Source organism: Maribacter sp. UH1 (assembly GCF_056839145.1).
Window position 1 is genome coordinate 4,022,384 of record NZ_CM166387.1, and the last position, 25,643, is coordinate 4,048,026.

Annotated in this window: 18 protein-coding genes; 11 read left to right on the forward strand and 7 right to left on the reverse strand. The window is 35.8% G+C overall.

Annotated elements, in window-relative coordinates; translation table 11 throughout:
• The first annotated feature begins 60 nt into the window (after nt 1-60).
• From ilvD to UH1x_RS17430, 7 genes are all read left to right on the forward strand, one after another.
• Nucleotides 61-1,737: a dihydroxy-acid dehydratase gene (ilvD, locus tag UH1x_RS17400; protein ID WP_036153901.1), complete on the forward strand. Its 1,677-nt coding sequence runs from the start codon at nt 61-63 to the stop codon at nt 1,735-1,737.
• A 92-nt stretch (nt 1,738-1,829) separates the two neighbouring features.
• Nucleotides 1,830-3,563, forward strand: coding sequence for a biosynthetic-type acetolactate synthase large subunit (gene ilvB / locus UH1x_RS17405; protein WP_482623235.1), 1,734 nt, complete (start codon nt 1,830-1,832; stop codon nt 3,561-3,563).
• Between the two features lie 16 nt (nt 3,564-3,579).
• On the forward strand, nt 3,580-4,158 hold the full coding sequence (locus UH1x_RS17410) for an O-methyltransferase (protein WP_482623236.1): 579 nt from the start codon (nt 3,580-3,582) through the stop codon (nt 4,156-4,158).
• Nucleotides 4,159-4,221: 63 nt separating this feature from the next.
• On the forward strand, nt 4,222-4,740 hold the full coding sequence (ilvN, locus tag UH1x_RS17415; RefSeq protein ID WP_036153906.1) for an acetolactate synthase small subunit: 519 nt from the start codon (nt 4,222-4,224) through the stop codon (nt 4,738-4,740).
• Nucleotides 4,741-4,780: 40 nt separating this feature from the next.
• Nucleotides 4,781-6,256, forward strand: a complete 1,476-nt coding sequence (gene ilvC / locus UH1x_RS17420) for a ketol-acid reductoisomerase (protein WP_036153909.1) — start codon at nt 4,781-4,783, stop codon at nt 6,254-6,256.
• 155 nt (nt 6,257-6,411) lie between these two features.
• Nucleotides 6,412-7,677 carry a threonine ammonia-lyase gene (ilvA, locus tag UH1x_RS17425; RefSeq protein WP_482623237.1) on the forward strand — a complete coding sequence of 422 codons (1,266 nt, stop codon included), beginning with the start codon at nt 6,412-6,414 and terminating at the stop codon, nt 7,675-7,677.
• Between the two features lie 90 nt (nt 7,678-7,767).
• Nucleotides 7,768-9,354 carry an NADP-dependent glyceraldehyde-3-phosphate dehydrogenase gene (locus tag UH1x_RS17430; protein WP_482623238.1) on the forward strand — a complete coding sequence of 529 codons (1,587 nt, stop codon included), beginning with the start codon at nt 7,768-7,770 and terminating at the stop codon, nt 9,352-9,354.
• A gap of 35 nt (nt 9,355-9,389) precedes the next feature.
• Here the strand turns inward: UH1x_RS17430 and UH1x_RS17435 are convergent, their stop codons facing one another.
• Together UH1x_RS17435 and UH1x_RS17440 are read right to left on the reverse strand one after the other, a co-directional pair.
• Nucleotides 9,390-10,028, reverse strand: a complete 639-nt coding sequence (locus tag UH1x_RS17435; RefSeq protein ID WP_482623239.1) for a tetratricopeptide repeat protein — start codon at nt 10,026-10,028, stop codon at nt 9,390-9,392.
• 108 nt (nt 10,029-10,136) lie between these two features.
• Nucleotides 10,137-12,290 carry a TonB-dependent receptor gene (locus UH1x_RS17440; protein WP_482623240.1) on the reverse strand — a complete coding sequence of 718 codons (2,154 nt, stop codon included), beginning with the start codon at nt 12,288-12,290 and terminating at the stop codon, nt 10,137-10,139.
• Nucleotides 12,291-12,543: 253 nt separating this feature from the next.
• Between UH1x_RS17440 and UH1x_RS17445 the strand changes: the two genes are divergently transcribed.
• Together UH1x_RS17445 and UH1x_RS17450 are read left to right on the forward strand one after the other, a co-directional pair.
• Nucleotides 12,544-13,743 (forward strand): MFS transporter, encoded by a 1,200-nt coding sequence (locus UH1x_RS17445; protein ID WP_482623241.1) that lies wholly within the window; start codon nt 12,544-12,546, stop codon nt 13,741-13,743.
• Between the two features lie 205 nt (nt 13,744-13,948).
• Nucleotides 13,949-15,217 (forward strand): serine hydrolase domain-containing protein, encoded by a 1,269-nt coding sequence (locus UH1x_RS17450; protein WP_482623242.1) that lies wholly within the window; start codon nt 13,949-13,951, stop codon nt 15,215-15,217.
• A 74-nt stretch (nt 15,218-15,291) separates the two neighbouring features.
• Here UH1x_RS17450 and leuB read toward each other — a convergent pair whose 3' ends face one another.
• The 5 genes from leuB to recG form a co-directional block, all read right to left on the reverse strand.
• On the reverse strand, nt 15,292-16,347 hold the full coding sequence (leuB, locus tag UH1x_RS17455; protein ID WP_482623243.1) for a 3-isopropylmalate dehydrogenase: 1,056 nt from the start codon (nt 16,345-16,347) through the stop codon (nt 15,292-15,294).
• Nucleotides 16,348-16,485: 138 nt separating this feature from the next.
• On the reverse strand, nt 16,486-18,003 hold the full coding sequence (locus tag UH1x_RS17460; RefSeq protein ID WP_482623244.1) for an alpha-isopropylmalate synthase regulatory domain-containing protein: 1,518 nt from the start codon (nt 18,001-18,003) through the stop codon (nt 16,486-16,488).
• Between the two features lie 83 nt (nt 18,004-18,086).
• Entirely contained in the window at nt 18,087-18,683 is a 597-nt protein-coding gene (leuD, locus tag UH1x_RS17465; RefSeq protein ID WP_036153925.1) for a 3-isopropylmalate dehydratase small subunit, read from the reverse strand.
• Between the two features lie 99 nt (nt 18,684-18,782).
• Complete coding sequence (leuC, locus tag UH1x_RS17470; RefSeq protein WP_482623245.1) at nt 18,783-20,195, reverse strand: 3-isopropylmalate dehydratase large subunit; 1,413 nt, start codon at nt 20,193-20,195, stop codon at nt 18,783-18,785.
• Between the two features lie 106 nt (nt 20,196-20,301).
• The gene (recG, locus tag UH1x_RS17475; RefSeq protein ID WP_482623246.1) at nt 20,302-22,407 is read right to left on the reverse strand and encodes an ATP-dependent DNA helicase RecG; all 2,106 of its coding nucleotides are present in this window, start codon (nt 22,405-22,407) and stop codon (nt 20,302-20,304) included.
• A gap of 185 nt (nt 22,408-22,592) precedes the next feature.
• On the opposite strand from recG, the gene UH1x_RS17480 reads away from it, so the two are divergent.
• Together UH1x_RS17480 and UH1x_RS17485 are read left to right on the forward strand one after the other, a co-directional pair.
• Entirely contained in the window at nt 22,593-24,662 is a 2,070-nt protein-coding gene (locus tag UH1x_RS17480) for a M1 family metallopeptidase (RefSeq protein WP_482623247.1), read from the forward strand.
• 2 nt (nt 24,663-24,664) lie between these two features.
• The gene (locus UH1x_RS17485) at nt 24,665-25,579 is read left to right on the forward strand and encodes a patatin-like phospholipase family protein (RefSeq protein ID WP_036153933.1); all 915 of its coding nucleotides are present in this window, start codon (nt 24,665-24,667) and stop codon (nt 25,577-25,579) included.
• Nucleotides 25,580-25,643: the final 64 nt, after the last annotated feature.

Genomic DNA, 25,643 nt, shown 5'->3' on the forward strand with positions numbered 1-25,643 from the left:
ACTTTTATCTTTGATTAAGTAGTATTTAAGAAATCAAGATAAGCATACGAGAATTATATTATGGAGTTGAATAAGCATAGTAAGAATGTAACCCAAGATCCAACACAACCAGCAGCACAGGCAATGCTTTATGCCATTGGTTTAACTGAAGAAGATTTAAAGAAACCGTTAATTGGTATTGGTAGTACAGGTTATGAGGGTAACCCTTGTAATATGCACTTAAATGATTTGGCGCAAGAGGTAAAAGTCGGTGTTAATGATAGTGGTTTAGTGGGGCTTGTATTTAATACTATTGGTGTAAGTGATGGTATATCTATGGGTACATATGGTATGCGTTATTCTTTGCCTTCTAGAGATATTATTGCCGATTCTATGGAGACTGTGGTTCAAGCTATGAATTATGATGGTTTGGTTACTGTTGTAGGTTGTGATAAGAATATGCCTGGTGCACTTATGGCAATGATTCGTTTAAATAGACCATCTGTTTTGGTTTATGGTGGTACTATTGCTTCGGGTTGTTTTAAAGATAAAAAATTAGATGTAGTATCTGCTTTTGAGGCATGGGGAGAGAAAGTTGCCGGTACTATGAATGAAGAGGATTACAAAGGTGTTATCCAGAACGCTTGTCCAGGTGCAGGTGCTTGTGGTGGTATGTATACTGCCAATACTATGGCATCGGCTATTGAGGCTTTGGGTATGGCAATGCCTTACAATTCTTCTAACCCTGCAATAGGTAAAGACAAGCAGTACGATGCCATAAATTCTGGTAAAGCTTTAAGAACCCTTTTGGAAAAAGATATTAAGCCAAGCGATATCATTACCCGTAAATCTATGGAGAATGCTATTCGTTTGCTGACACTTTTAGGTGGGTCAACGAATGCCGTACTTCACTTTTTAGCAATAGCTAAAGCTGCTGATGTAGATTTTACCTTAGATGATTTTCAAAAAATTAGTGATACTACGCCATTCTTGGCAGATTTAAAGCCAAGTGGTAAATTCTTAATGGAAGATGTTCACCGTGTAGGTGGTGTACCTGCCGTTATGAAGTTTATGTTAGAAAATGATATGCTACATGGAGATTGTCTTACCGTTACAGGTAAAACAATTGCTGAGAATTTAGCTGATGTTCCTGGTTTATTAGAACACCAACAAGTCATTAAACCACTTAGTAATCCTATAAAAGCAACTGGTCACTTACGTATTCTTTATGGTAACCTTGCCACTGAAGGTGCTGTGGCAAAAATTACCGGTAAAGAAGGATTGTATTTTTCAGGTCCGGCTAAAGTATATAACGACGAATTTCTTGCGAATGCAGGTATCGGTAAAGGTGAAGTGAAAAAAGGTGATGTTGTTGTTATTCGCTATGAAGGTCCAAAAGGTGGACCGGGTATGCCAGAAATGTTGAAGCCAACTGCAGCAATTATGGGTGCTGGTCTTGGTAAAGATGTTGCTTTAATTACAGACGGTCGTTTTTCTGGTGGTACTCATGGTTTTGTTGTTGGTCACGTTGCTCCAGAAGCTCAAGATGGTGGAACAATTGGTCTATTGGAAGATGGAGATATTATTACCATTGATGCAGAGAAAAACGAAATTTCAGTAAATCTTACCGATGAGCAATTATCAGAAAGAAAAAAGAATTGGAAACAACCGGAGTTAAAGGTGAAAAGAGGAAGCTTATACAAATATGCTCGTATGGTATCTTCTGCATCTAACGGTTGTGTAACCGATGAGTTTTAAATAACACCGGCTAGACTTTAGGAAGTCTAGAAGGATTTTAATATCAGGTAATTGTAACTCTTATATGCAATGCTTGAATTTGATTATGAATTATGGAAACAGTAAAAGAGAAGAAAAAAGGTACAGATTCCAAGAAAACTATTAAGATTTCTGGAGCAGAGGCAATAATTCATTGTTTGTTGGCAGAAGGTGTCGAAACAATGTATGGCTACCCTGGTGGTGCAATTATGCCCGTCTACGATGAACTATATAAATTTCAAGATAAATTAACACATATTCTTACAAGACATGAACAGGGTGCTACGCATGCTGCTCAAGGGTATGCTCGTGTTTCCGGTAGAGTGGGTGTCGCAATAGCAACATCCGGTCCTGGTGCAACAAATTTGGTGACTGGTCTTGCAGATGCGCAGATAGATTCAACACCTATGGTTTGCATTACTGGTCAAGTTACTAGGCAACTGTTAGGTACCGATGCTTTTCAAGAAACTGATATTATAGGTATCTCTACTCCGGTAACGAAGTGGAATTACCAAATTACCGAAGCTTCTGAAATTCCAGAAGTTATGGCGAAAGCATTTTATATCGCTAAATCTGGTAGACCAGGTCCGGTATTAATCGATATTACTAAAAATGCACAGATAGATGCGTTCGATTTCTCTTATGAGAAATGTACTGCTGTGCGTAGTTATAAGCCGGTTCCAAAACCAAAAATGAGTGCAATTCAAGCGGCTGCAGATTTAATTAATAGCGCTAAAAAACCATTTATCGTATGGGGGCAAGGTGTTATTCTTGGCAAGGCTGAGCAAGAGTTGAAAGCGTTAGTTGAAAAATCAGGTATACCTGCAGCTTGGACTATCATGGGAGCTTCGGCTTTAGATACTTCTCATCCATTAAATGTGGGTATGGTAGGTATGCATGGTAACTATGGTCCTAACGTTTTGACCAATGAATGCGATTTACTAATTGCTATAGGTATGCGATTTGATGATCGTGTAACCGGTAATTTAGATTTTTATGCAAAACAAGCTAAAGTAATTCACTTTGAAATTGACCCTGCTGAGATAAATAAGAATGTGCATGCAGATGTCGCGGTTTTAGGTAACTCAAAAGAAACTTTAGGGTTGTTATTGCCATTGATAAATGAGAATAAACATGAGTCTTGGCATAATATCTTTAAAGAAAAATATAAAATTGAGTTCGATGCTATTATAAAGAATGACATTCATCCAACCAAAGAAGGTTTAACTATGGGCGAGGTCATCGAAGAAATTAATTTAGCTTCAAATAATAAAGCGGTTATCGTTTCTGATGTAGGTCAGCATCAAATGATTGCTTGTAGATATGCTAAATTCTCTCAAACTAAAAGTAATATTACCTCTGGTGGATTAGGTACTATGGGTTTTGCTTTACCAGCAGCTATAGGTGCTAAAATGGGCGCTATGGATAGGGAAGTGGTTGCTATCATTGGAGATGGTGGTTATCAAATGACTATTCAGGAATTAGGTGTAATTTTTCAACATAAAGTACCTGTGAAAATTGTTGTTTTGAACAATGAACATTTAGGTATGGTACGCCAATGGCAAGAGTTGTTCTTTGAAAAAAGATATGCATCTACGGTTATGGTGAATCCTGACTTTGTAAAAATTGCTGAAGGTTATAGCATTGAAGCAAAAAGAATATCTGAGCGTAAAGATTTAAAATCTACCATTCAAGAAATGATGGCTTCTAAAGAACCTTATTTCTTAGAGGTTAAGGTTGAGCAAGAAGATAATGTATTTCCTATGATACCTTCTGGAGCTTCGGTTTCTGAAGTTAGATTGAAATAGCAGCAATAACAATCTCATGAACGATACGAACATACAGGACATTCCTAAAATACATACGGAGATAACTCGTAAATCTGAGGAAATCGGATTTACGATGCCTTCAGACCTGTACGTTGGTAGCTTTCTCAAAACCTTAATAGCTTCTAAACCAAATGGTAATTTTTTAGAAATTGGAACTGGTATTGGTCTAAGTCTTTCTTGGATGATTGAAGGTATGGATGCTGATTCTAAATTGATATCCGTAGATAACGATCAAGAATTAATTTCTATCGCTTCTAGTTTTTTTGGTGATGATGATAGAGTTGAGGTTGTTTGCAAAGATGGTGCTGATTGGATCAAGGAATATTCAGGTGCAAAATTCGATTTGATTTTTGCAGATGCCTGGCCAGGTAAGTACAGTGAAATCGATGAGGTTTTAAATTTGATAAATGTTGGCGGCTTTTACATTATAGATGATATGACCAAACAGCCAAATTGGCCAGCGGGTCATGAAGATAATGTGATTGAACTTACAGCGTATTTAGAACAACGTAAAGATTTACAATTGACCAAAATGAATTGGTCTACAGGCTTAATAATGGCCGTAAAGAAATAGTATAGAATAATTATAATGACACCATAAAATCCTTTTGAAGAAAGGAATAGGTAATTAAAGCTTATGGAAAATAAATGGTTTACAATATCGGTATATTCAGAAAATAATGTTGGATTACTGAACAGAATATCAGGTATATTTTTAAAGAGACATATAAATATAGAGAGTTTAAATGTCTCTAAATCAGAGATTGATGACGTTTCTAAATTTACAATCGTAGCTCATACAACTGAGAAATGGGTACATAATATCGTCGGGCAAATAGAGAAACAGATTGAGGTTATAAAAGCATATTACCATACAGATGATGAAACCATTTATCAAGAATCTGCTTTATTCAAAATAGCATCAGGACTTCTGTTTGACGAGCGTCAAATTCAGAACATTATAAAAGATAACAATGCACAGATTGTTACCGTATCAAGAGACTTTTTTGTAATCGCCAAAAGCGGTAGAAGAAATGAAATTGATGAAATGCACGATCAATTAAAACCTTACGGCATAATGCAGTTTGTTAGATCTGGTCGTATATCGGTTACTAAAGATGAGATGAAAATTTCAGCGATACTAAAAGAATTTTAAATAAAGAATCTAAACAATAATCAAATAAAGTAAATACAAAATGGCCAATTATTTTAATACGCTATCATTAAGAGATAAATTAACGCAACTTGGAAAATGCCGCTTCATGGATTCATCTGAGTTTGCAGATGGCGTAAATGCTTTAAAAGGCAAAAAAATTGTAATCGTAGGTTGTGGTGCACAAGGTTTAAATCAAGGGTTGAACATGAGAGATTCTGGTTTAGATATCGCTTACACACTTCGTGATGCTGCTATAAAAGAAAAAAGACAATCTTTTGTAAATGCAACTGAAAACGGATTTACAGTGGGTACCTACGAGGAATTGATTCCTACTGCTGATGTTGTAATCAACCTTACTCCAGACAAACAGCATACTGCCGTAGTAGGTGCTGTTATGCCATTAATGAAAAAAGGTGCTACACTGTCTTATTCTCACGGTTTTAATATTGTAGAGGAAGGTACACAGGTTCGTGAAGATTTAACTGTGATTATGGTAGCTCCTAAAAGTCCTGGTTCTGAGGTAAGGGAAGAGTATAAGAGAGGGTTTGGCGTACCGACTTTAATTGCGGTTCACCCTGAGAATGATCCAGAAGGTAAAGGTTTAGCACAGGCAAAAGCCTATGCTGCTGGTACAGGTGGTCATAGAGCCGGTGTATTAGAGTCTTCTTTCGTTGCTGAGGTAAAATCAGATTTAATGGGAGAGCAAACTATTCTTTGTGGTTTGTTGCAAACAGGTTCTATTCTTTGTTTCGATAAAATGATTGAAAAAGGAATTGATGCTGGTTATGCTTCTAAATTAATCCAATACGGATGGGAAACTATCACTGAAGGAATGAAGTATGGTGGTATTACCCATATGATGGATCGTCTTTCAAATCCTGCTAAAGTAAAGGCATTTGAATTATCAGAAGAATTAAAAGATATTATGCGTCCGTTGTTTCAAAAGCATATGGATGATATTATGACCGGTCATTTCTCAAAAACAATGATGGAAGATTGGGCAAATGATGATAAGAACTTATTAACGTGGAGAGCTGCAACTGGTGAAACGGCTTTTGAGAAAACTCCTGCAGGTAGCCAAGAGATTACCGAGCAAGAGTTTTACGACAACGGTGTGTTAATGGTAGCCATGGTAAGAGCTGGTGTTGAGTTGGCTTTTGAGGCAATGACGGAATCTGGTATTATTGCTGAATCTGCATATTACGAGTCTTTACATGAAACTCCATTAATAGCGAATACAATTGCTCGTAAGAAATTGTTTGAAATGAACCGTGTTATTTCTGATACAGCAGAATATGGTTGTTATCTTTTTGATCATGCATGTAAGCCATTATTGACTGATTTCATGAAGGGAATAGATACTGATGTAATTGGTACTAATTTCTCTGGAGATATTGATAATGACGTTGATAATGCACAGTTAATTGCTATAAATAAGGCATTACGTACGCATCCGGTAGAAATAGTTGGTACTCGTTTACGTGAGTCAATGACAGCAATGAAGCCTATCGTATAAATTTATCATATTTTATAGATATACCGATTGTCCGGTTGGGTGCATTCTAAAAGTTATGACCATTTATTAGGTTGTAGTTTTAAAAGTAATGTTCTCAAGCGGACAATTTAGGTTTCATGCTAGTTATAATTTTTTAATCACAGAATGCTAATAATATGAAAGGGTCAAAGCCGGCATATTTTCCAAAATTAGATGATGTCTTACAAGCTGCACAAACCATTTCTGAAATTTCAGAAGTAACTCCACTAACAGATAGTATTCGTTTGTCAAAACAATACAACTGTCAAGTTCGTTTAAAGCGTGAAGATTTACAGCGAGTACGTTCTTATAAAATTAGAGGTGCCTTTAATAAAATAAGCTCCTTAACCGAAGAAGAGCGGGCAAAAGGTGTCATTTGTGCCAGTGCAGGTAATCATGCCCAGGGCGTGGCATTTGCTTGCTTTCATTTAAAAATCAAGGGTACTATTTATATGCCTTCGGTTACACCTAAGCAAAAAGTAGAACAAACGAAACTGTTTGGTGGCGAATGGGTTGAAATAGTTTTGGAAGGCGATACGTTTGATGATGCCTCAATGGCTGCTAGAACTTATGGTGATAAACACGGAAAAATATTTGTACATCCGTTCGATGACCCTAAAATTATAGAGGGTCAGGCCACAGTTGGTCTTGAGTTGATTTCGCAATCAAAAACACCTATAGATTATCTTTTCGTTTGCATTGGCGGTGGTGGTCTAGCATCTGGACTTATTAGTGTTTTTAGTGAGCTTTCGCCTAATACTAAAATAATAGGTGTAGAACCAAAAGGTGCTCCGTCTATGAAAACATCAATAGATACGGGAGAAGTAGTTTCGCTTGATCATATAAATAAGTTTATTGATGGTGCAGCGGTCAAAAAAGTAGGTAACTTAACCTATGCCATCTGTAACTATTATTTAGATAACATGATTACGGTAGATGAAGGCAAAGCTTGCCAGACTATTCTAGACCTCTATAATAGGGATGCTATTGTGGTTGAACCTGCTGGAGCTTTATCTATTGCAGCTTTAGACGATTATAAAGAAGAAATTGCTGGTAAAAATGTAGTGTGTATTATTGGTGGTAGTAATAATGATATCACTAGAACGGCTGAAATTAAGGAAAGAGCATTACTATATGGAAAACTAAAGCATTATTTTATCATTAGATTCCCTCAAAGACCAGGAGCCTTAAAAGAGTTCGTGGTTGACATTCTTGGACCTACGGATGACATTACACACTTTGAGTATTCAAAGAAATCTAGTAGAGAAAATGCTCCGGCAGTGGTAGGAATAGAATTAAAGAATCCAGACGACTTGAAGCCATTGATAGAACGTATGAAATCTAACAATTTCTATGGAGAATATATAAATGATAAACCGGACTTGTTTGAGTATTTGGTTTAAACTACTTTTAATACTACAGATTCAATTTCTAGTTTTTTAGAAATCAATCTATAATTCAATTATCAATCATAGTGCAAAATAGAAAATGAAATGAGCGATATTAAGATTCCAGAAGAATTTCAAATTACATCAACTATAGACCAAAAACATTATTTGGTCAACGGAGAATTAAAGGAGTGGAAGGGTGAGACTACAGAAGTATATTCTACCATATCTTCAACAAAAGAATACAAGCCAACATTATTGGGCACTATTCCAGATTTGCAAGAGGCAGAAGCGTTAGATGCCTTAGATGGTGCCTTAAAAGCATATGATAAAGGGCAAGGAGTGTGGCCAACAATGCATGTTAAAGACCGTATTGAATGTATGGAGGTTTTCGTTTCAAAAATGAAAACTAAAAGAGAAGAAGTAGTTAAATTGTTAATGTGGGAAATTGGTAAATCTTTACCAGATTCTCAGAAAGAATTTGACCGTACCGTTGAATATATTGAAGATACTATTGAAGACTATAAGCAATTAGATCGTGATGCTGCAAAGTTTACGAAACATGATGGTGTGTATGCGCATATTAAAAGAGGACCTTTAGGTGTTGTTTTATGTTTAGGGCCTTACAACTATCCGTTAAATGAAACTTTTGCTTTGTTGATTCCTGCAATTATTATGGGGAACACCACCATCTTTAAACCTGCAAAGCATGGTGTTTTATTGATTACTCCACTTTTAGAAGCTTTTCAAACAAGTTTTCCAAAAGGTGTGGTAAATGTGTTATTTGGTCGCGGTAGAACTGTTGCTGCACCAATTATGCAAACGGGTAAAGTAGATGTACTGGCTTTAATAGGCAATAGTAAATCTGCTAATGCGCTACAGGATCAACACCCAAAGAGCAATAGATTACGTTTAGTACTAGGTCTAGAGGCTAAGAACCCTGCAATTATTTTACCAGATGCCGATTTAAATTTAACCATAAATGAATGTCTGGCAGGTACCTTGTCTTTTAACGGTCAACGTTGTACTGCATTGAAAGTGGTGTATGTTCATGAAGAAATCAGTGCGGAGTTCAATAAGAATTTTGCCAGTAAAGTAGATGAGTTGAAATTTGGAAATCCTTGGGAAGACGGAGTAAAATTAACTCCGCTACCAGAACCTGATAAGGCTGCCTATATTCAAGGTTTAATTGATGATGCGCTTTCAAAAGGTGCAAAAATCATCAACAAAAAAGGAGGTAAGCATTTTGATAATTATATATGGCCTGCAGTTCTTTACCCAGTTACTAAAGACATGCGTGTGTATCAAGAAGAGCAATTTGGACCTATTATCCCTATAGTACCATTCTCTGATATTGAAGAACCTTTAGATGATATGGCAGAAAGTAATTACGGTCAACAAGTAAGCCTATTCGGTAAAGATGTATATGCACTTTCTCCATTAATAGATACCTTGGTAAACTTGGTTTGTCGTGTAAATTTAAATAGTTCTTGCCAAAGAGGACCAGATGTATACCCGTTTACGGGAAGAAAAGATTCTGCACAAGCAACCTTAAGTGTTCATGATGCATTACGTTCGTTCTCTATTAGAACTTTTGTAGCATTTAAAGACAATGAATTGAATACTGAAATAATTCAGAATTTATTGGAAGCCAAACTTTCTAATTTTGTGAGTACAGATTATATATTATAAAGGTCTTAAACTTAGATTATAAAAAACCTCTCCTATTAATTAGGGGAGGTTTCTTTTTTACAGTTTGCACTGATTTCGTTAGCTCTTTCTAAACCGGAATATGGGTAGTAGGGTACCGTTTGTTCTTCTTCATTGAATAATACAATGGCTCGTTCAACATCTTCACAATAGGGTGCTATAGATTTACCGAAGAATTTAGCTGCGCCCATATCCCATTCAGTCTTGCCTAATAGTACTCTTGGATTGCTTGGTGCAATTGCTAGTGCCTTTTGATAGATAGCTATATTTTCTCCAGACAAAGTCATACCGTATTTTGCACCATCAAAAGCAATGTAGGCTGTGTTCAATAGCGCATATGTAATCATTATTTCAGGATTGTTTTCTGATATTTCAGAGGCGTTATCTAAAAATTCTTTCGCCCTTGTCAGCTTTGTATTTAATAACGCTTCGTCTTTTAAACCAAAACTGCTTACTATTTCTATCAATCCGGCATAATAGGGTGGTAGCCAATTATCGGTTTCAGCAGATGCTATTCTTTCAAATAATTGAACAGCCTCTGTATTTTTTTGTTGCTCCCATAAGGCAAAAGCTTCATTCATGCCTTTTTCATATGGTGTTTGTGCACTTAGGCTTAGCGTAAAAATAAATGTGGCGATTAGTAGTACTGTTTTCATGATGTGAAGTTTTATAGTTAATTATTGATGTTCAAATATCTTTTTATTCCATTGCTTTTAATAAAATAGATGACCGAGTTGTAGGTTCTTGGTGTTGAATTGTAATTTTTAAAGATTATCTAATTGGTTGTCATTTTTATTGTCACTTATTGTCCAGAAGAAACCTATGAAAAAGAAACGATCTGCAGCGGGGGTAATGGTTCTTCTATCAAATAAACCATCTGTATTGGTTTGATTGGCATACTGATAACCGTTTACATTTTTAGTTCCTAATACATTACTTACCGATACGTATAATATTTTCTGCGGACTAATTAAGTACGCGTAATTTGCATTTAAAGAATTGAAACTTTTTGCTTCCTCCGTTAAGAATCCTCCTAAATTTGGGTCTGTGTATTTTCTTCCAGATGAATAATTATAGCTAAAGCCCAATTGACTTTTCCAATCTTCAATCCAACGTTTTACTACTAAAGATGCGTTGTGTTTTGATGCGAAATCAGGAGTAGCATTTGTTGGGTAATTCTGGTAATCTCTTTCAGTATCTAGATAGGAGTATGACATCCAATACTCAGTATTTTTAATGGACTTATTATCTCTCCAGAATATATCCAATCCTTTTGCATAACCACTTCCACTATTGTTGTAAGTTGAAGTCGGCAGTGCGAACGGTGTGTCGTATTTTACTAAATCACCATACTCTTTGTAATATGCTTCTGCTCTAAATATTTGTTTGTTTTTTACATATTGATAATTGGCTATATAGTGGGTTGTATTCTCAGCAGTAAAATCAGAATTGTATTTTAAGTAATCGTTCTTCGGGTTTTGAAAGAATTCACCATATGCCAAAGAGAATTGAGAATTTGCACCGGATTTATAGGCTAGTGATAATCTTGGTGAAAGATTGAATTCTTGTAATAGTTCAGAATATTCTCCTCTCAATCCAATCTTAGTAGCAAGTTTTTTCGAAAAGAAAATATCTGTTTCTACAAAGCTGCTGAATATATTATTATCAAATTCATAATCGTCTTCAAAATTAGAATCTTCAAAGTTCTCTGTGAAGTTTGTTGCGAAATATTCTGCCCCAAAGTTCAATTTGTAGCGACTAGAAAAGAACTTTTTAAAAGCGATTTTTAGATGTGCCGAGTTTTCAATATCTGTGATGTCAGAATTATTATACTTTATTTCAGAGCGGTCATTGGCGAAACTAATACCTGTTGCAATGCTCCAGTCTTTTTCTAAGAAATCTTGGTAAGAGGAGTTGATGTACAGATTTCTATTTTTAAGTCCGAAACGAATACCATCAGCTACATTAATGTCTTCTTGTGTTAGATCAAAGTCTACCGAACTGTATGCTCCATAAACTTTTAAAAGTCCGTCGTTATTGAATTTATATCTATATACCGCTTCACCACCTACAGATTCTACAGGTTTATGCCATTCATTATTATCAGGATACAGTTTTTGATAAGGAGCTAAATTAATGTAGGACGTATTTAAGCTAAGTGAACTTTTCTTCCATTTTTGGGTATTTCCAAGTCCCAGACCAACGGTCATAATAGAAATTTCAGTTTTCTCTTCTTGTGGTTCGTTTATACTATTTAAAAGTAAAACACTTGATAAGGCTTGTCCGTATTCAGCTGAATATCCTCCGGTAGAAAATGTAATTCCTTTAAATAGAAATGGAGATAACCTACCTCTTGTGGGTATGTTGTTTGCAGAAGGGGAGTAGGGTGTAAATACACGCATACCGTCTACAAAAATTTGTGTTTCTTCTGCGCCACCACCTCTAACGAATAACCTTCCGTCTTCGGCAACATTTGATGTTCCTGGTAATGTTTGCAAAGCGCCAACAAAATCCCCTAAAGCTCCTGCTGTGGTTACAATATCTAAAGGTTTTAATGCGGTAACCTTAGCGTTGTCGCCAGCATTGAATGTTCCGGCATTTACGGTTACGGCATCTAGGGTATTCACATCATCTTTGAGTTTTATGGTTATGGTATTTAGCTTCGTGACATCATCTGTTTTAGAATAAGTCTCAAATGAAATAGATGATGCAATCAATGTTTGTGTACCGGTAACATCTGTATTAAAAGTGAATACCCCATCTTCATTGGTGGCAGTACCATCATAAGTACCTTTTAGATAGATATTTACTCCCATAATTGGTGATCCTTGTTGATCAATAATTTTACCCGAAATAGTTGATTGTGAGAATGCATTGAAACAGAAAAGTGTAAGTAATGCAGATAATAGCGTCTTCATTGTTGATTTTTTTTATGATTGATATCACAAATATGAATCGTAATTGTAGGTTTGAATAAATTGATTTTCTCAGTTGTAGAATTTCTATACTGAATTGTAAAAACTGAATATATGTTGCCAATTCACACGGTTAATTATTAACATAAATATGGTAATTCATGCGTGTTTTAACCGGGATATTGGTTTTAACTTTGTCTTTTTAAAATTGATTGAGAACCTATAGTATATATGTTAAACTTAAAATTTATAAGTTATGGATGCTATAAAATCAAATAAGAAAGCATTATTTGCTTTAGCAATAGGAGGTTTTGGAATAGGACTTACCGAATTTGTTATCATGGGAATTTTGACCGAAGTTTCTGGGTCGTTAGGAATAACAATTCCGCAGGCAGGTCACTTTATAGCAGCTTATGCATTGGGCGTTGTAGTAGGTGCACCATTATTAACAGGCTTAGGTTCTAAGCTTACGCCTAAGAAAATACTGTTCTTATTAATGATATGGTTTACAGTATTTAATACCTTGTCCGGACTTGCCACAGGTTATACCAGTTTGTTGTTTATGAGATTTTTATCTGGTATTCCGCACGGTGCTTTTTTTGGTATCGGTGCTGTAGTAGCTACAAAATTGGCAAAAAAAGGCAAAGGTGCGCAAGCTATTTCAATTATGTTTTCCGGTCTTACGGTTGCCAATGTTATTGGAGTGCCTATTGGTACTTATTTAGGGCAGCAGTTCAGCTGGAGTGTTTCTTTCTACCTAGTAGGCTTTGTTGGTTTATTGGCTTTAGGAAGCATTTACCTATGGATGCCAAAAATTGAAGTAGACGAAACCGAAGAGAAAGTAAGTGTTTCTAAAGGATTAAAGAATACTGAACTTTGGGCATTAATTGCACTGACCACTATAGGTACAGGTGGGTTCTTTGCTTGGTACAGTTACGTAGCCCCTTTAATTACTGATGTTGCTGGTTTGCCAAACCACTTTGTTGGTTACGCTATGATGTTAGCTGGCTTAGGTATGGTAGTTGGTAATTTTTTAGGTGCGAAGATGGCAGAGTTATTTTCACCCTTGAAAGCGGTAATCATTAGCTTGTCGGTTATGTGTGGTATTTTATTATTGAATATGATTATTGCTACTAACCCTTATTTATTAATGGTATTGACTTTTGTTATTGGAGCAATTTCATTTACGGTAGCCACACCTATTCAGATGGCGATAATCAATACTTCTAAGGGATCTGAAATGCTGGGTTCTTCTATGAACCAAAGTGCTTTTAATATGGGGAATGCATCTGGTGCTTATTTAGCCGGATTACCTATCGCATTTGGCTACGGAATTATTTACTCTAGTTTAGTAGGCTCTATTTTAGCTTTTTCCGGTGTTGCAATCGCTGTAGCTATTTTGATAGTTAGAAAGAGAAAAGAAATTAAATATAGAAAAATGGCGATGAGCTGTTAGTCTTTATTTTCATAAATTTTAAAAAAGGAACTTCAAAATGGGGTTCCTTTTTTTTTTGTCTAAATATTCAGCCGCATGATTATTTTCAATTTATTTTCTTGCCTTGTATTCAGTTGGTTTGATTGTTAAATTTTTCATTTTATGTAGTTCATCGGTAATTTTATCCATTTTATCACGTTGTTAAAGTACCAAAACTTACAATGCTGTGTCACGTACCAAACTATTCCTGGGAGCCATAATTATGGTTCTTTTACTTTTTGTTCTTACGGCTTCCTCATTTAAGCCGGAGCATTCAAAAGCTATTATTTCAAATCCCAATGCCGTAAAAACTCTTGCGGAGAAAAGGGAAATCAAATTATATAACATACGTCAAAAAGCACTGAAAGATGCTTTAACCGATTATTTCAATAAAGCTATTTCAGCTGGTGATATCGTAGGGGCAGGGGTAAGTATAGTAAACGGTGATTCCGTTATCTTATCCGATGGATATGGTAAGCGAAGTTCTAATGGCAGTGAAACGGTAGACGAGGAAACTTTATTTAGATTAGGTTCTATCTCAAAAGGCTTTACCGGTGTTTTAGCAGCCAATTTAGAAAGCGAAGGTAAATTACACCTAAATGATAAAGTGGCTGATTATTTACCGAATTTCCATTTTGGTAATCAACAGAATACTCAAAAAATAGAAGTAGCACATTTACTTTCTCACACTACAGGAACTCCATACCACAGTTATACAGATTTAGTGGAGGCGGGTTACACCATGTCTTCGATTAGCGAAAAATTCGATAAAATAAATCCGATTGCCGAACCTGGTTCTCAATATAGCTATCAAAATGCTATGTTTTCTGTTTCACAAGAAGTGATGTTGAAAGCGACAGGAAAAAATATTCAAACGCTTTTAGAAGAAAAATTCTTTAGACCTTTGGGTATGACTTCTGTGTCTATGGATCATAAGACATTAATGCAAAATGAAAATATTGCGCTACCACATATTAGAAGAGGGCATCGTTTGAGAACAGTTTTGCCAAGAGATAACTACTATAATGCTATTGCTGCCGGTGGTATCAATGCAAACTCTGAAGATATGGCTAAGTGGATGCGTTTTTTGCTAGGTCATAATCCTAATATAATGTCTAAAGAAGATATGGCTCAGGTATTTAAACCTTTTGTAGAATTAAATGGTCATAGAAAATATTATCAAAAATGGCCCGGACATGTGAGTTCTGGTTATGGATTTGGTTGGAGAATACATACTGTAAAAGAGAATGAGAATGCCCCTGAGGAAACTATTTGGCATCATGGTGGTAGTGTAAACAACTACAGAAATGAAATTGCTCTTTTTCCTGATTCAGATTTAGGTATTTGTGTACTAATCAACGGACCATCGAAATTGGTTAAAACAGTAATTCCTGATTTACGTGCAATCGTTAAAAGTATTTATGAACAAGAAATTGAAATAGCTACGAGTATTTAAGTACATTGTAATTATCAGATATAGAAAACCCCTTTAATCTTTGATTAAAGGGGTTTTCTTTTAAAGTATATTTCTTAAATGTTGCTAGCTAACCAATCGCCAACTTCACTTGTTTTATAACTTTTACCACCATCGGCAAGATCTTCGGTTACATAACCTTCTGCTAATGATTTGTTTACTACGCGTCTAATTTCTTCTGCCTCTTCTGTCATATTCATGTCTTCAAAAAGCATTGCTGCTGAAAGTACGGTAGCTAACGGGTTAGCGATGTCTTTACCAGCTGCTTGTGGATACGAACCGTGAATAGGTTCGTATAAAGAAACATCACTACCTACAGAGGATGAAGGCATAAGTCCCATAGAACCTGCAATTACAGATGCCTCATCAGTTAAAATATCACCAAATAAGTTTGCGGTAATAATTACATCATACCCTTTTGGCCATTGAATTAAGCGCATTGCAACCGCATCAATGAATTCATAAGTAACTTCTACTTCTGGATAATCTTTTTCCATAGCCTGTACAGTCTCTCTCCAAAGTCTAGAAGATTCCAATACGTTGGCTTTATCAACACAACATAATTTTTTAGAACGCTTCATAGCGAAATCAAAGCCTTTTTTAGCTAATCTTTCTATTTCAAAACGTTGGTAGGTCATAGTGTCAAAAGCGGTATTACCGTCATCTTTTCTTCCACGCTCACCAAAGTAGATACCTCCAGTTAATTCACGAAGAATTATTAGGTCGGTACCTTCAATACGGTCTTTTTTTAATGGCGACTTTTCTATAAGAGAAGGGAATGTAAATGTTGGTCTAACATTGGCAAACAAACCTAATTTCTGTCTCATCTTCAATAACCCTTGCTCTGGACGAACTTTGGCAGAAGGGTCATTATCAAATCTAGGATGACCTATAGCGCCAAAAAGAACTGCATCAGCATTTGCACATATTTCATGTGTCTCATCTGGGTAAGGTTCACCAACGGCATCAATGGCCGCTGCACCTGTAAGAGCAGGTTTCCAAGTAATATGGTGCTCATACTTTTCTGCAATGGCATCACATACTTTTACTGCTTGATCAATAACTTCAGGACCGATACCATCACCGGCCAATAAGGCAATATCTAATTTCATTTGATGTGTTTGTATGTTGCTCGTATCTGGTCATTGCGAGGTACGAAGCAATCTGTTCAATTTAATTTTAATTTTATCTTTTGTATCACTTATTAACTTATCAAGGCTTTAAGTAATAAACTATTATAGCGCACAGCGCTAAATTATATTCAACATTTTTTCGGTAGCTTTAATCGCACTAACCGTTTGGTCAGAATCTAAACCTCTTGATGTAAATTCTTTTCCATCCAATTCCCAAGTAATAACCGTTTCGCATAAAGCATCAGAAGTACTTCCTGGGGGTATTCTTACTGCATAATCCGTCAATTTTGGTAATGTAATTTTCTTGGCTATATATACTTTTTTTAACGCATTCATAAATGCATCATATTGCCCGTCTCCTTGTGCATGTGCTTCAATCACTTTTCCATCAATTTCAACAGATAGGGTAGTGGAAGGCATTAATCCCATAGCATGGGTAAGTACATATGATTTTATAAATACTTTCTGTTTATAATCCGCAGTATCCAAAACATCGGAAATAATAAAAGGGAGGTCATCTTTAGTGACACGTTCTTTTTTATCTCCTAATTCAATAATACGTTCAGTAACTTTTTTTAACTCCTCATTGTTTAAAGTTAAACCAAGTTCCTGCAGGTTTTTCTGTATGTTGGCTTTACCAGACATTTTACCTAATGCATATTTACGTTTTCTACCAAAACGTTCTGGCATTAGGTCACTGAAATACAAATTATTTTTGCTGTCGCCATCTGCATGTATACCGGCGGTTTGGGTAAATACATTATCCCCTACAATAGGTTTGTTAGCTGGTATGGTAAATCCTGTAAAGGCAGATACTAGTTTACTTACTTTATATAAAGAGGTCTCATTTACACTAATTTCAACTTCTGGTAGAAAGTCGTTAATAACTGCTACGGCACTTGCCATAGGTGCGTTACCGGCTCTTTCTCCCATTCCGTTCACAGTAAGGTGTAAACCATGGCAGCCAGCTTTTACAGCTTCCATAATATTAGCAACACCCAAATCATAATCATTATGACCATGAAAATCGAAATGTAAACTTGGATATTTTTGCACTATCTCAGACAAATACGCATATGTTTCGGTGTGCGTTAAAATGCCTAATGTATCTGGTAGTAATATTCTTTTTACATTCTGAGTGGATAGAAAATCTAGAAATTCAAATACATATGCTTTGGAATTTCGCATTCCGTTACTCCAATCCTCTAAATAGATATTATTGATAATTCCTCTTTCTGTAGCTTGTTTGAAAATATCAGCTATTTCAGAAAAATGTTGCTCGGGAGTTTTCTTTAACTGATACTTTAAATGGTTCATGGAACCTTTGGTCAGTAAATTTTGAGAAATGGCTCCAGATTTCTGCATCCAATCCAAGGAAATACCGCCGTCAACAAAAGTTAATACTTCTACACGTTCTAAATAACCTTTTTCGCCGGCCCATTCGGTAATTTTTTGAACAGCATCTAGCTCCCCATCAGAAACACGAGCAGATGCAATTTCAATTCGGTTTACTTTTAGTTCTTCTAAAAGCAACTTTGCCAAGGTTAGTTTTTCCGATGCAGAAAAGGATACGCCCGAGGTTTGCTCACCATCCCTAAGGGTGGTATCCATTATTTCTAACTTTCTTTTTTTCATGTGTTCTAAATGCCATTTTTAGGTTCTAAAAATGGCATTGGGTTAGTTAACGTAAGTGCTCTGTATTGTTCGGATATTTGAGATTAAAGCGGAGTGTTCTCTGCAAATGTCTCAATATCTTTTTTGATGTTCAACAAGTAGTCGATATCATCAAAACCGTTAAGCATATTGTTTTTCTTGTAATCGTTGATGTCAAAAGACTCACTTTCACCGGTAGGCAATAAGGTTATCTTTTGCTCTTGAAGATTAATTTCCAGCTCAGTAGAAGGGTCGGCGTCAACAGCATCAAATATTTTCTGTAAAAATGCAGCACTTACTTGTACTGGTAATACACCAATATTTAAACAGTTACCTCTAAAGATATCTGCGAAGAAACTTGAAACTACACATCTAAAACCGTAATCATAAACGGCCCAAGCAGCATGCTCACGAGATGATCCTGAGCCAAAGTTTTTACCACCTACTAATATTTTTCCGCTGAATTTATCTTGGTTCAAAACAAAATCTTCTTTCAAGGTATTGTCTTGATTGTAACGCCAATCTCTAAATAAGTTATCACCAAAACCAACACGCTCAGTTGCCTTTAAAAATCGTGCAGGTATGATTTGATCTGTATCTACGTTTTCTATTGGTAAAGGAACCGCAGTTGATGTTAATATGTCGAATTTATCGTATGCCATTTTTTATAGCTTTTTGCTTCTGGCGTATTGCCATTAGCTTGTATTATTATAATTGTTACTGTGCTAAAAGCCAGCGGCTAATAGCGAAAGGCAAACTTGTTACACAAGTTCTACCATTAATTCTCTTGGGTCGGTTACTTTACCTGTAACGGCAGCTGCAGCAGCAACTAACGGACTAGCCAATAAGGTTCTAGAACCAGGTCCTTGTCTTCCTTCAAAGTTTCTGTTCGATGTACTTACCGCTAATTTACCAGCCGGTACCTTGTCGTCGTTCATTGCCAAACAAGCAGAACAACCAGGTTCACGAAGTTCAAAGCCAGATTCGGTTAAAATATCAAGAATTCCTTCTTCTTTAATAGCTGATTCAACCTTATGCGATCCCGGTACCAACCATGCCGTAACATTGTCAGCCTTTTTTCTTCCTTTTACAATTGACGCAAATGCTCTAAAATCTTCTATACGACCATTGGTACAACTTCCAAGGAAAACAAAATCAATTGGTTTACCCATCATACTATCACCTTCATTGAAATCCATATACTTCAATGATTTTTGATATGTAGTAGCACCACCTTGTACAGCATCAGCCATAGGTATGTCATTAGAAATTCCCATTCCCATACCTGGGTTGGTACCATAGGTGATCATAGGTTCAATAAGCGAACCGTCAAAAGTCAATTCTTTATCAAAAATGGCGTCTTCATCTGTATATAAGGTTTCCCAATATGCCATTGCTTTATCCCAATCTGCACCTTTTGGAGTAAACTCACGCCCTTTTACATATTCAAATGTTTTTTCATCAGGAGCGATCATACCACCACGGGCACCCATTTCTATACTTAGGTTACAAACCGTCATACGACCTTCCATACTCATCTCTCTAAAGATCTCACCTGCATACTCAACAAAGTATCCTGTTGCTCCAGAAGTGGTTAATTGAGAGATGATAAATAGAGCAACATCTTTAGGAGTAACCCCTTTGCTCATTTTACCGTTAATATTAATACGCATTCTCTTTGGCTTCGGCTGCATAATACATTGTGTAGCCAATACCATCTCAACTTCAGAAGTACCAATACCAAAAGCTATAGCGCCAAAAGCACCATGTGTAGAAGTATGTGAATCTCCACAAACAATAGTAGCACCTGGTTGGGTAATACCATATTCAGGTCCTACAACGTGTACAATACCATTTTTTGCATGACCTAATCCCCAATAAGAAATACCATATTCATTGGCATTTTCTTCTAACATTCTTAATTGGTTTGCTGAAAGTGGATCTGCAACCGGTAAATGTTGGTTAATAGTAGGAGTGTTATGGTCAGCTGTTGCAAAAGTTTTCTCAGGGTGCATAACAGGAATATTCCTGTTCTTAATACCTAGAAAAGCAACAGGACTTGTTACTTCATGAACCATGTGTCTGTCAATGAACAGTACATCTGGACCATCTTGTATTTTATGTACTACGTGGGAATCCCACACTTTGTCAAATAATGTTTTTGTTGCGCTCATATTCTTTCTAATGTAAGTACGACAAATCTATTAAAAACAAGGGTTTTTTAGAAATTAACACTCTTGAAAATTACGATGTTCAACGGGAAAGTTGTTAAAAATACAACTAACTAATATACGTCCAGATATTCTTATGCTTTACCAACTGGGCATACATATGTCTTATAATTAGATTCTCTGGTTTGCTTAAAGATGGGTCTTCTTTAAGCAACTGTAATGCGAAGAAGCGAGCCGATTTTAGAATATCATTATCCTTCACAATATCCGCTATTTTTAAACTAAGCAATCCGCTTTGTTGTGTACCCATAATATCTCCCGGACCACGAAGTTTCAAATCAACTTCTGCAATTTCAAAGCCGTCATTAGTGGCGACCATGGTCTCTAATCTAGTTTTTGAATCGCTAGATAATTTATGGCTCGTCATTAGAATGCAAAAACTTTGATCTGCCCCACGACCAACACGACCGCGCAATTGATGTAATTGTGATAGACCAAAACGTTCGGCACTTTCAATAATCATTACCGATGCATTAGGTACGTTGACACCAACTTCTATAACCGTTGTGGCTACCATAATTTGAGTTTCGCCCTGTACAAAACGGTTCATTTCAAATTCCTTGTCCGCCGGTTTCATTTGCCCGTGAACAATTGAAATCTGATATTTAGGCTGAGGAAAATCGCGGGCAATACTCTCATAACCATCCATTAAATCTTTGTAGTCCATTGCTTCAGACTCTTGAATTAATGGGTACACCACATATATCTGTCTGCCTTTTTCAATTTCATTGCGTATAAATCGAAAAACCTTTAATCGGTTTCCGTCATACCTATGTACGGTTTTAATGGGCTTACGACCAGGTGGTAATTCGTCAATTACTGAGATATCCAGATCACCGTATAAACTCATGGCCAAAGTTCTAGGTATGGGTGTTGCGGTCATTACTAATATATGTGGCGGAAATTCATTTTTATGCCATAATTTAGAACGCTGAGCTACACCAAAACGGTGCTGCTCATCAATAATCGCTATTCCTAAATTCTTGTATTTTACTTTATCTTCTAAAAGGGCATGAGTGCCAATAAGTATGTTGAGCTCTCCATTTTCTAACTGTTCGTGAATTGGTTTACGAGCAGATTTCTTTACGGAACCAGTAAGTAAGGCGCATGTAATCTCCGTTCCTTCCAGCAATTCAGAAATGCCTTGAAAGTGTTGATTGGCTAGAATTTCAGTAGGCGCCATTAGACAAGCTTGAAATCCGTTATCGATTGCTAACAACATGGTCATAACGGCAACAATGGTTTTTCCTGACCCTACATCACCTTGTAATAAACGGTTCATTTGGGCATTACTGCCTAAGTCTGATCGTATTTCTTTAATTACTCGTTTCTGTGCACCGGTAAGCTCAAAAGGCAATTTATTATTGTAAAAATCCTTAAAATACTCGCCAACTTCACTAAACGGAAAACCTTTGATCTTTTTCTTTCTAGAAACGTTTTTACCAATAAGCTGTAATTGTATGTAAAAAAGTTCTTCGAACTTTAACCTCCATTGTGCTTTTGCCAATAATTCCTGACTTTTAGGAAAGTGAATATTGAACATGGCTTCGCTCTTGTTTATGAGTTTTAGGTCATGCAGTAATTTATCTGATAAGCTTTCGGTGAATTTTCCGTTGATTTCTATAAAAAGCTGTTGCATCAGTTTACTGATAACTTTATTGGTGATGCCTTTATTACTTAGCTTTTCAGTAGATGGGTAAACGGGTTGCATATATACCTTAGTACCTTGTTCATGTGCTTTCAATGGTTCCATCTCTGGGTGTGGCATTGAAAATGTACCGTTGTACCAATTACATTTTCCAAAAATGACATAGGGTACATTTAGTTTTAAGTTCTCTCGTAACCACTTCTGACCACGAAACCAAACCAATTCTATTTCCCCGGTATCATCTTTAAAACGGGCTACTAAACGAGAACCTCTTTTTTGTTCTACTGTTTTTAAATGAACTATTTTGCCAACTATCTGAACATCTGCACTGCTACGTTGTAATTGACTTATTTTATAATATTGGGTTTTGTCAATGTAACGGTTAGGGAAAAGATTCAGCAAATCTTGGTAGGTGCTTATCCCTAATTCGGACTTTAAGGTTTCTGCCCTGTTTGGACCAACACCTTTTAAGTACACTACGGGAGTTTGCAAGAAGTTTGCGTTCATGGCACTAAAATAGGGATAAGCCCTTAATCCCCAAAGGGGAAAATATCATTACTGCTCTTGTAAATATGGTTCTAATGGTAACTAACGAATTAAGTGTTGTTTAGCATCACATTCAATTCAGGTAAAGGTTAGGGAAGTGCTCCCCAAAACATTAAATTTGAAATGTTATTTGTTTGGTTTGCTGTATGAAGAAATTAATTTTCACCTTTTTTTTATTCTTATCCCTCTATGCTTTTGGGCAACATCAAGATAAAGTAGACTATATTAAGGCTAAGGTTTACCTAAGCCCAGTACCTAAAGAAAAAACGATTAAAGGTGGTGTAATCTATCGTTTTAATGTGTTACAAAATGTTGACTCTATATTCCTTGATGCAAAGAATATGGATTTTTCAAAAGTAGAACTTGACGGAAAAAAGATGGATTTTAATGCCACAGAAAAGATCATTTCCATTAAACATAAATTTAAAAAGGGTGAATCGCATAAACTGTTTCTTGAATATGTAACGAAACCCAAACAAACGGTCTATTTTATTGGTTGGGATGATGATGTAGAAGGCAATGAGCAGATATGGACGCAAGGACAAGGAAAATACACTAGCCATTGGCTTCCTAGTTTTGATGACATGGAAGAAAAAGTAGAATTTGATCTTACTATTGAAGCCGATAATAGATATCAAGTCATTGCGAATGGTAATCTACTTTTAAAAACTAGCAATGACGAAGATGATCCTATTTGGATATTTGATATGAAAAAACCAATGAGTAGTTATTTGTTGGCATTTGCAATGGGTAATTATGACAAACAAGTATTGACATCTGAAAGTGAAGTAGTTATTGAAAACTATTATTATCCTAATGATAGTCTAAAAGTGGAACCTACGTATAGATACACAAAACGAATATTTGATTTTTTAGAATATGAGATAGGTGTCGCTTATCCTTGGCAGAATTATAAGCAAGTACCTGTACACGATTTTTTATATGCAGGTATGGAAAATACGAGCGCTACTTTTTTCTCTGACGCTTATGTCATTGATTCCACTTCGTTTATAGATAGAAATTATGTAAATATCAATGCCCATGAGCTGGCGCACCAATGGTTTGGTAATTTGGTTACGGAAAAGAACAGCGAGCATCATTGGTTGCATGAGGGTTTTGCTACCTACTATGCCTATTTGGCTGAAAAAGAAGTCTTTGGAGACGATTATTTTTATTGGAAGTTATTTGATACGGCAAAAGTATTAAGTGATATCTCAGAAAAGGGAGAGGGGCAGAGCTTGCTTAACCCAAAGGCTAGTAGTCTTACATTTTATGAAAAAGGGGCTTGGGCTTTAGCTGTATTGAGAGAAGAAATAGGGGACTCCGCATTTAAAGAAGGAATAAAAACATACCTAAATAAATATCAGTACCAAAATGTGACTGTTGCCTATTTTATTGCTGAAATGGAAAAGGCGAGTGGAAAGGAATTGAATGAGTTTAAGGAGGTTTGGCTAAAAACGGAAGAATTTCCTGAAGAGATAGCTAAGGATTTTTTGATGAAACAAAACCCTGAAATAAGAAAGTTTTATAATCTAAAAAATGATGATGCCAGTACTTTTATATCTTCTGAAACTTTAAAGGATTCTGAACTTAGCACCCGATTAAAACTTGAAATACTTGAGTTAAAAGATAGTATATCTGAAATAGAACTTTTTAAATTAATTGCTAGCGACGATATAAAAATAAGACAATTTGCAGCACAGAAAATGGGTAAAATTTCTGAGGAGCTAAAAGAATTTACAGAGCCACTATTGTTAGATAATAGTTATATAATCAATGAGTTAATGCTTTATAATCTTTGGAGCAGTTTTGATTATGATAGAAGTAGGTATTTGGAAAGGACGAAAGATATTGTTGGATTGCCTAATAAAAATGTCCGTTTACTATGGTTAGCATTAGCATTGTTTACGCCAGATTATAGACCTACGGAGAATGTTTACTTTCATCGGGAGCTTGTTGGTTATACAAGCCCCATTTATAATACAGAAGTAAGACAAACAGCGTTTCAATATTTATCAGAAATTCAGGCTTTAAATGACGATGCCTATATTAATTTGATAAAGGCGACCAATCATCATTCTTGGCAGTTTAGAAATTATGCCAGAAAGTTATTTGATGCACTTTGGAGCGACCAAGAACAGAAAAAAGAGATTGAAAAGATTGTAAATCAACTAAATTCCTCAGATTTGCGTTATCTTAAAACGAAATTAAATTAATAATGAAAGCATTAGTTATTTCTGGTGGTGGTAGTAAAGGTGCCTTTGCCGGTGGCGTTGCCCAATACCTTATTCAAGAAGAGGGAAGAAAGTATGATATTTTTGTAGGTACTTCTACTGGTAGTCTACTTATCTCTCATTTGGCATTAGGCAAGCTAGATAAGATCAAAGAAATATATTCTAATGTCAATCAGAAAAGTATTTTTAACAACTGTCCGTTTTTAGTTAAGAATATTCGTGGTAATGAAGAAATTTCAATTAATCATTGGAATGTTTTTAGAAATTTCATGACTGGGAAAAAGACTTTTGGCGAAAGTGAAAACCTGCGTAAGCTAATAGAAAACAGTTTAACTATTGAGGAATTTGAAACCTTAAAGAACGGAGATTCAGATGTTGTTATTACGGTGTCTAATCTGTCATTAAATCAAGTAGAGTATAAGTCTATTAAAGATTGTACTTATGAAGATTATTGCGATTGGATATGGATTTCAGCCAACTATACACCGTTCATGAGTTTGGTACGTAAAAACTATTGTGAGTATGCTGATGGTGGTTTAGGTAGTATTGTGCCCATTGAAGAAGCTATAAAAAGAGGTGCCACAGAAGTAGATGTGGTGGTTTTACATACTGAAGTTAACTATATGAACAGGGTAGCCTCACGTAATCCATTCGAGTTGATTACAACAATGATGAGTTTTATTTTAGATAGAATAGAACATCAGAATATTAGAATAGGAAAATTAGTTGCCAATCAAAAGAACGCAATCATCAACTTGTTTTATACGCCTACAATTTTAACTACCAATTCATTAATATTCGATAAAGCAAAAATGACACTGTGGTGGAAGAGAGGGTATTTGTATGCAAAGAATAAGAACGAAGAAACAAATCCTATAGAACCAAATGAGCATGAATAATGCTAGTTACAACTACAAACAAAAAATGCTTTCCATCTGGAAAGCATTTTTTTTATTTCAATAT

What these genes read in the sequence shown, in the direction of transcription:
- leuD (WP_036153925.1), bottom strand. Translation starts at nt 18,683, where the DNA reads ATGGCATACGATAAATTCGACATATTAACATCAACTGCGGTTCCTTTA.
- leuB (WP_482623243.1), bottom strand. Translation starts at nt 16,347, where the DNA reads ATGAAATTAGATATTGCCTTATTGGCCGGTGATGGTATCGGTCCTGAA.
- leuC (WP_482623245.1), bottom strand. Translation starts at nt 20,195, where the DNA reads ATGAGCGCAACAAAAACATTATTTGACAAAGTGTGGGATTCCCACGTA.
- UH1x_RS17410 (WP_482623236.1), top strand. Translation starts at nt 3,580, where the DNA reads ATGAACGATACGAACATACAGGACATTCCTAAAATACATACGGAGATA.
- UH1x_RS17480 (WP_482623247.1), top strand. Translation starts at nt 22,593, where the DNA reads ATGAAGAAATTAATTTTCACCTTTTTTTTATTCTTATCCCTCTATGCT.
- recG (WP_482623246.1), bottom strand. Translation starts at nt 22,407, where the DNA reads ATGAACGCAAACTTCTTGCAAACTCCCGTAGTGTACTTAAAAGGTGTT.
- ilvB (WP_482623235.1), top strand. Translation starts at nt 1,830, where the DNA reads ATGGAAACAGTAAAAGAGAAGAAAAAAGGTACAGATTCCAAGAAAACT.
- UH1x_RS17460 (WP_482623244.1), bottom strand. Translation starts at nt 18,003, where the DNA reads ATGAAAAAAAGAAAGTTAGAAATAATGGATACCACCCTTAGGGATGGT.
- ilvC (WP_036153909.1), top strand. Translation starts at nt 4,781, where the DNA reads ATGGCCAATTATTTTAATACGCTATCATTAAGAGATAAATTAACGCAA.
- UH1x_RS17485 (WP_036153933.1), top strand. Translation starts at nt 24,665, where the DNA reads ATGAAAGCATTAGTTATTTCTGGTGGTGGTAGTAAAGGTGCCTTTGCC.
- ilvA (WP_482623237.1), top strand. Translation starts at nt 6,412, where the DNA reads ATGAAAGGGTCAAAGCCGGCATATTTTCCAAAATTAGATGATGTCTTA.
- UH1x_RS17430 (WP_482623238.1), top strand. Translation starts at nt 7,768, where the DNA reads ATGAGCGATATTAAGATTCCAGAAGAATTTCAAATTACATCAACTATA.
- ilvN (WP_036153906.1), top strand. Translation starts at nt 4,222, where the DNA reads ATGGAAAATAAATGGTTTACAATATCGGTATATTCAGAAAATAATGTT.
- UH1x_RS17440 (WP_482623240.1), bottom strand. Translation starts at nt 12,290, where the DNA reads ATGAAGACGCTATTATCTGCATTACTTACACTTTTCTGTTTCAATGCA.
- UH1x_RS17445 (WP_482623241.1), top strand. Translation starts at nt 12,544, where the DNA reads ATGGATGCTATAAAATCAAATAAGAAAGCATTATTTGCTTTAGCAATA.
- ilvD (WP_036153901.1), top strand. Translation starts at nt 61, where the DNA reads ATGGAGTTGAATAAGCATAGTAAGAATGTAACCCAAGATCCAACACAA.
- UH1x_RS17435 (WP_482623239.1), bottom strand. Translation starts at nt 10,028, where the DNA reads ATGAAAACAGTACTACTAATCGCCACATTTATTTTTACGCTAAGCCTA.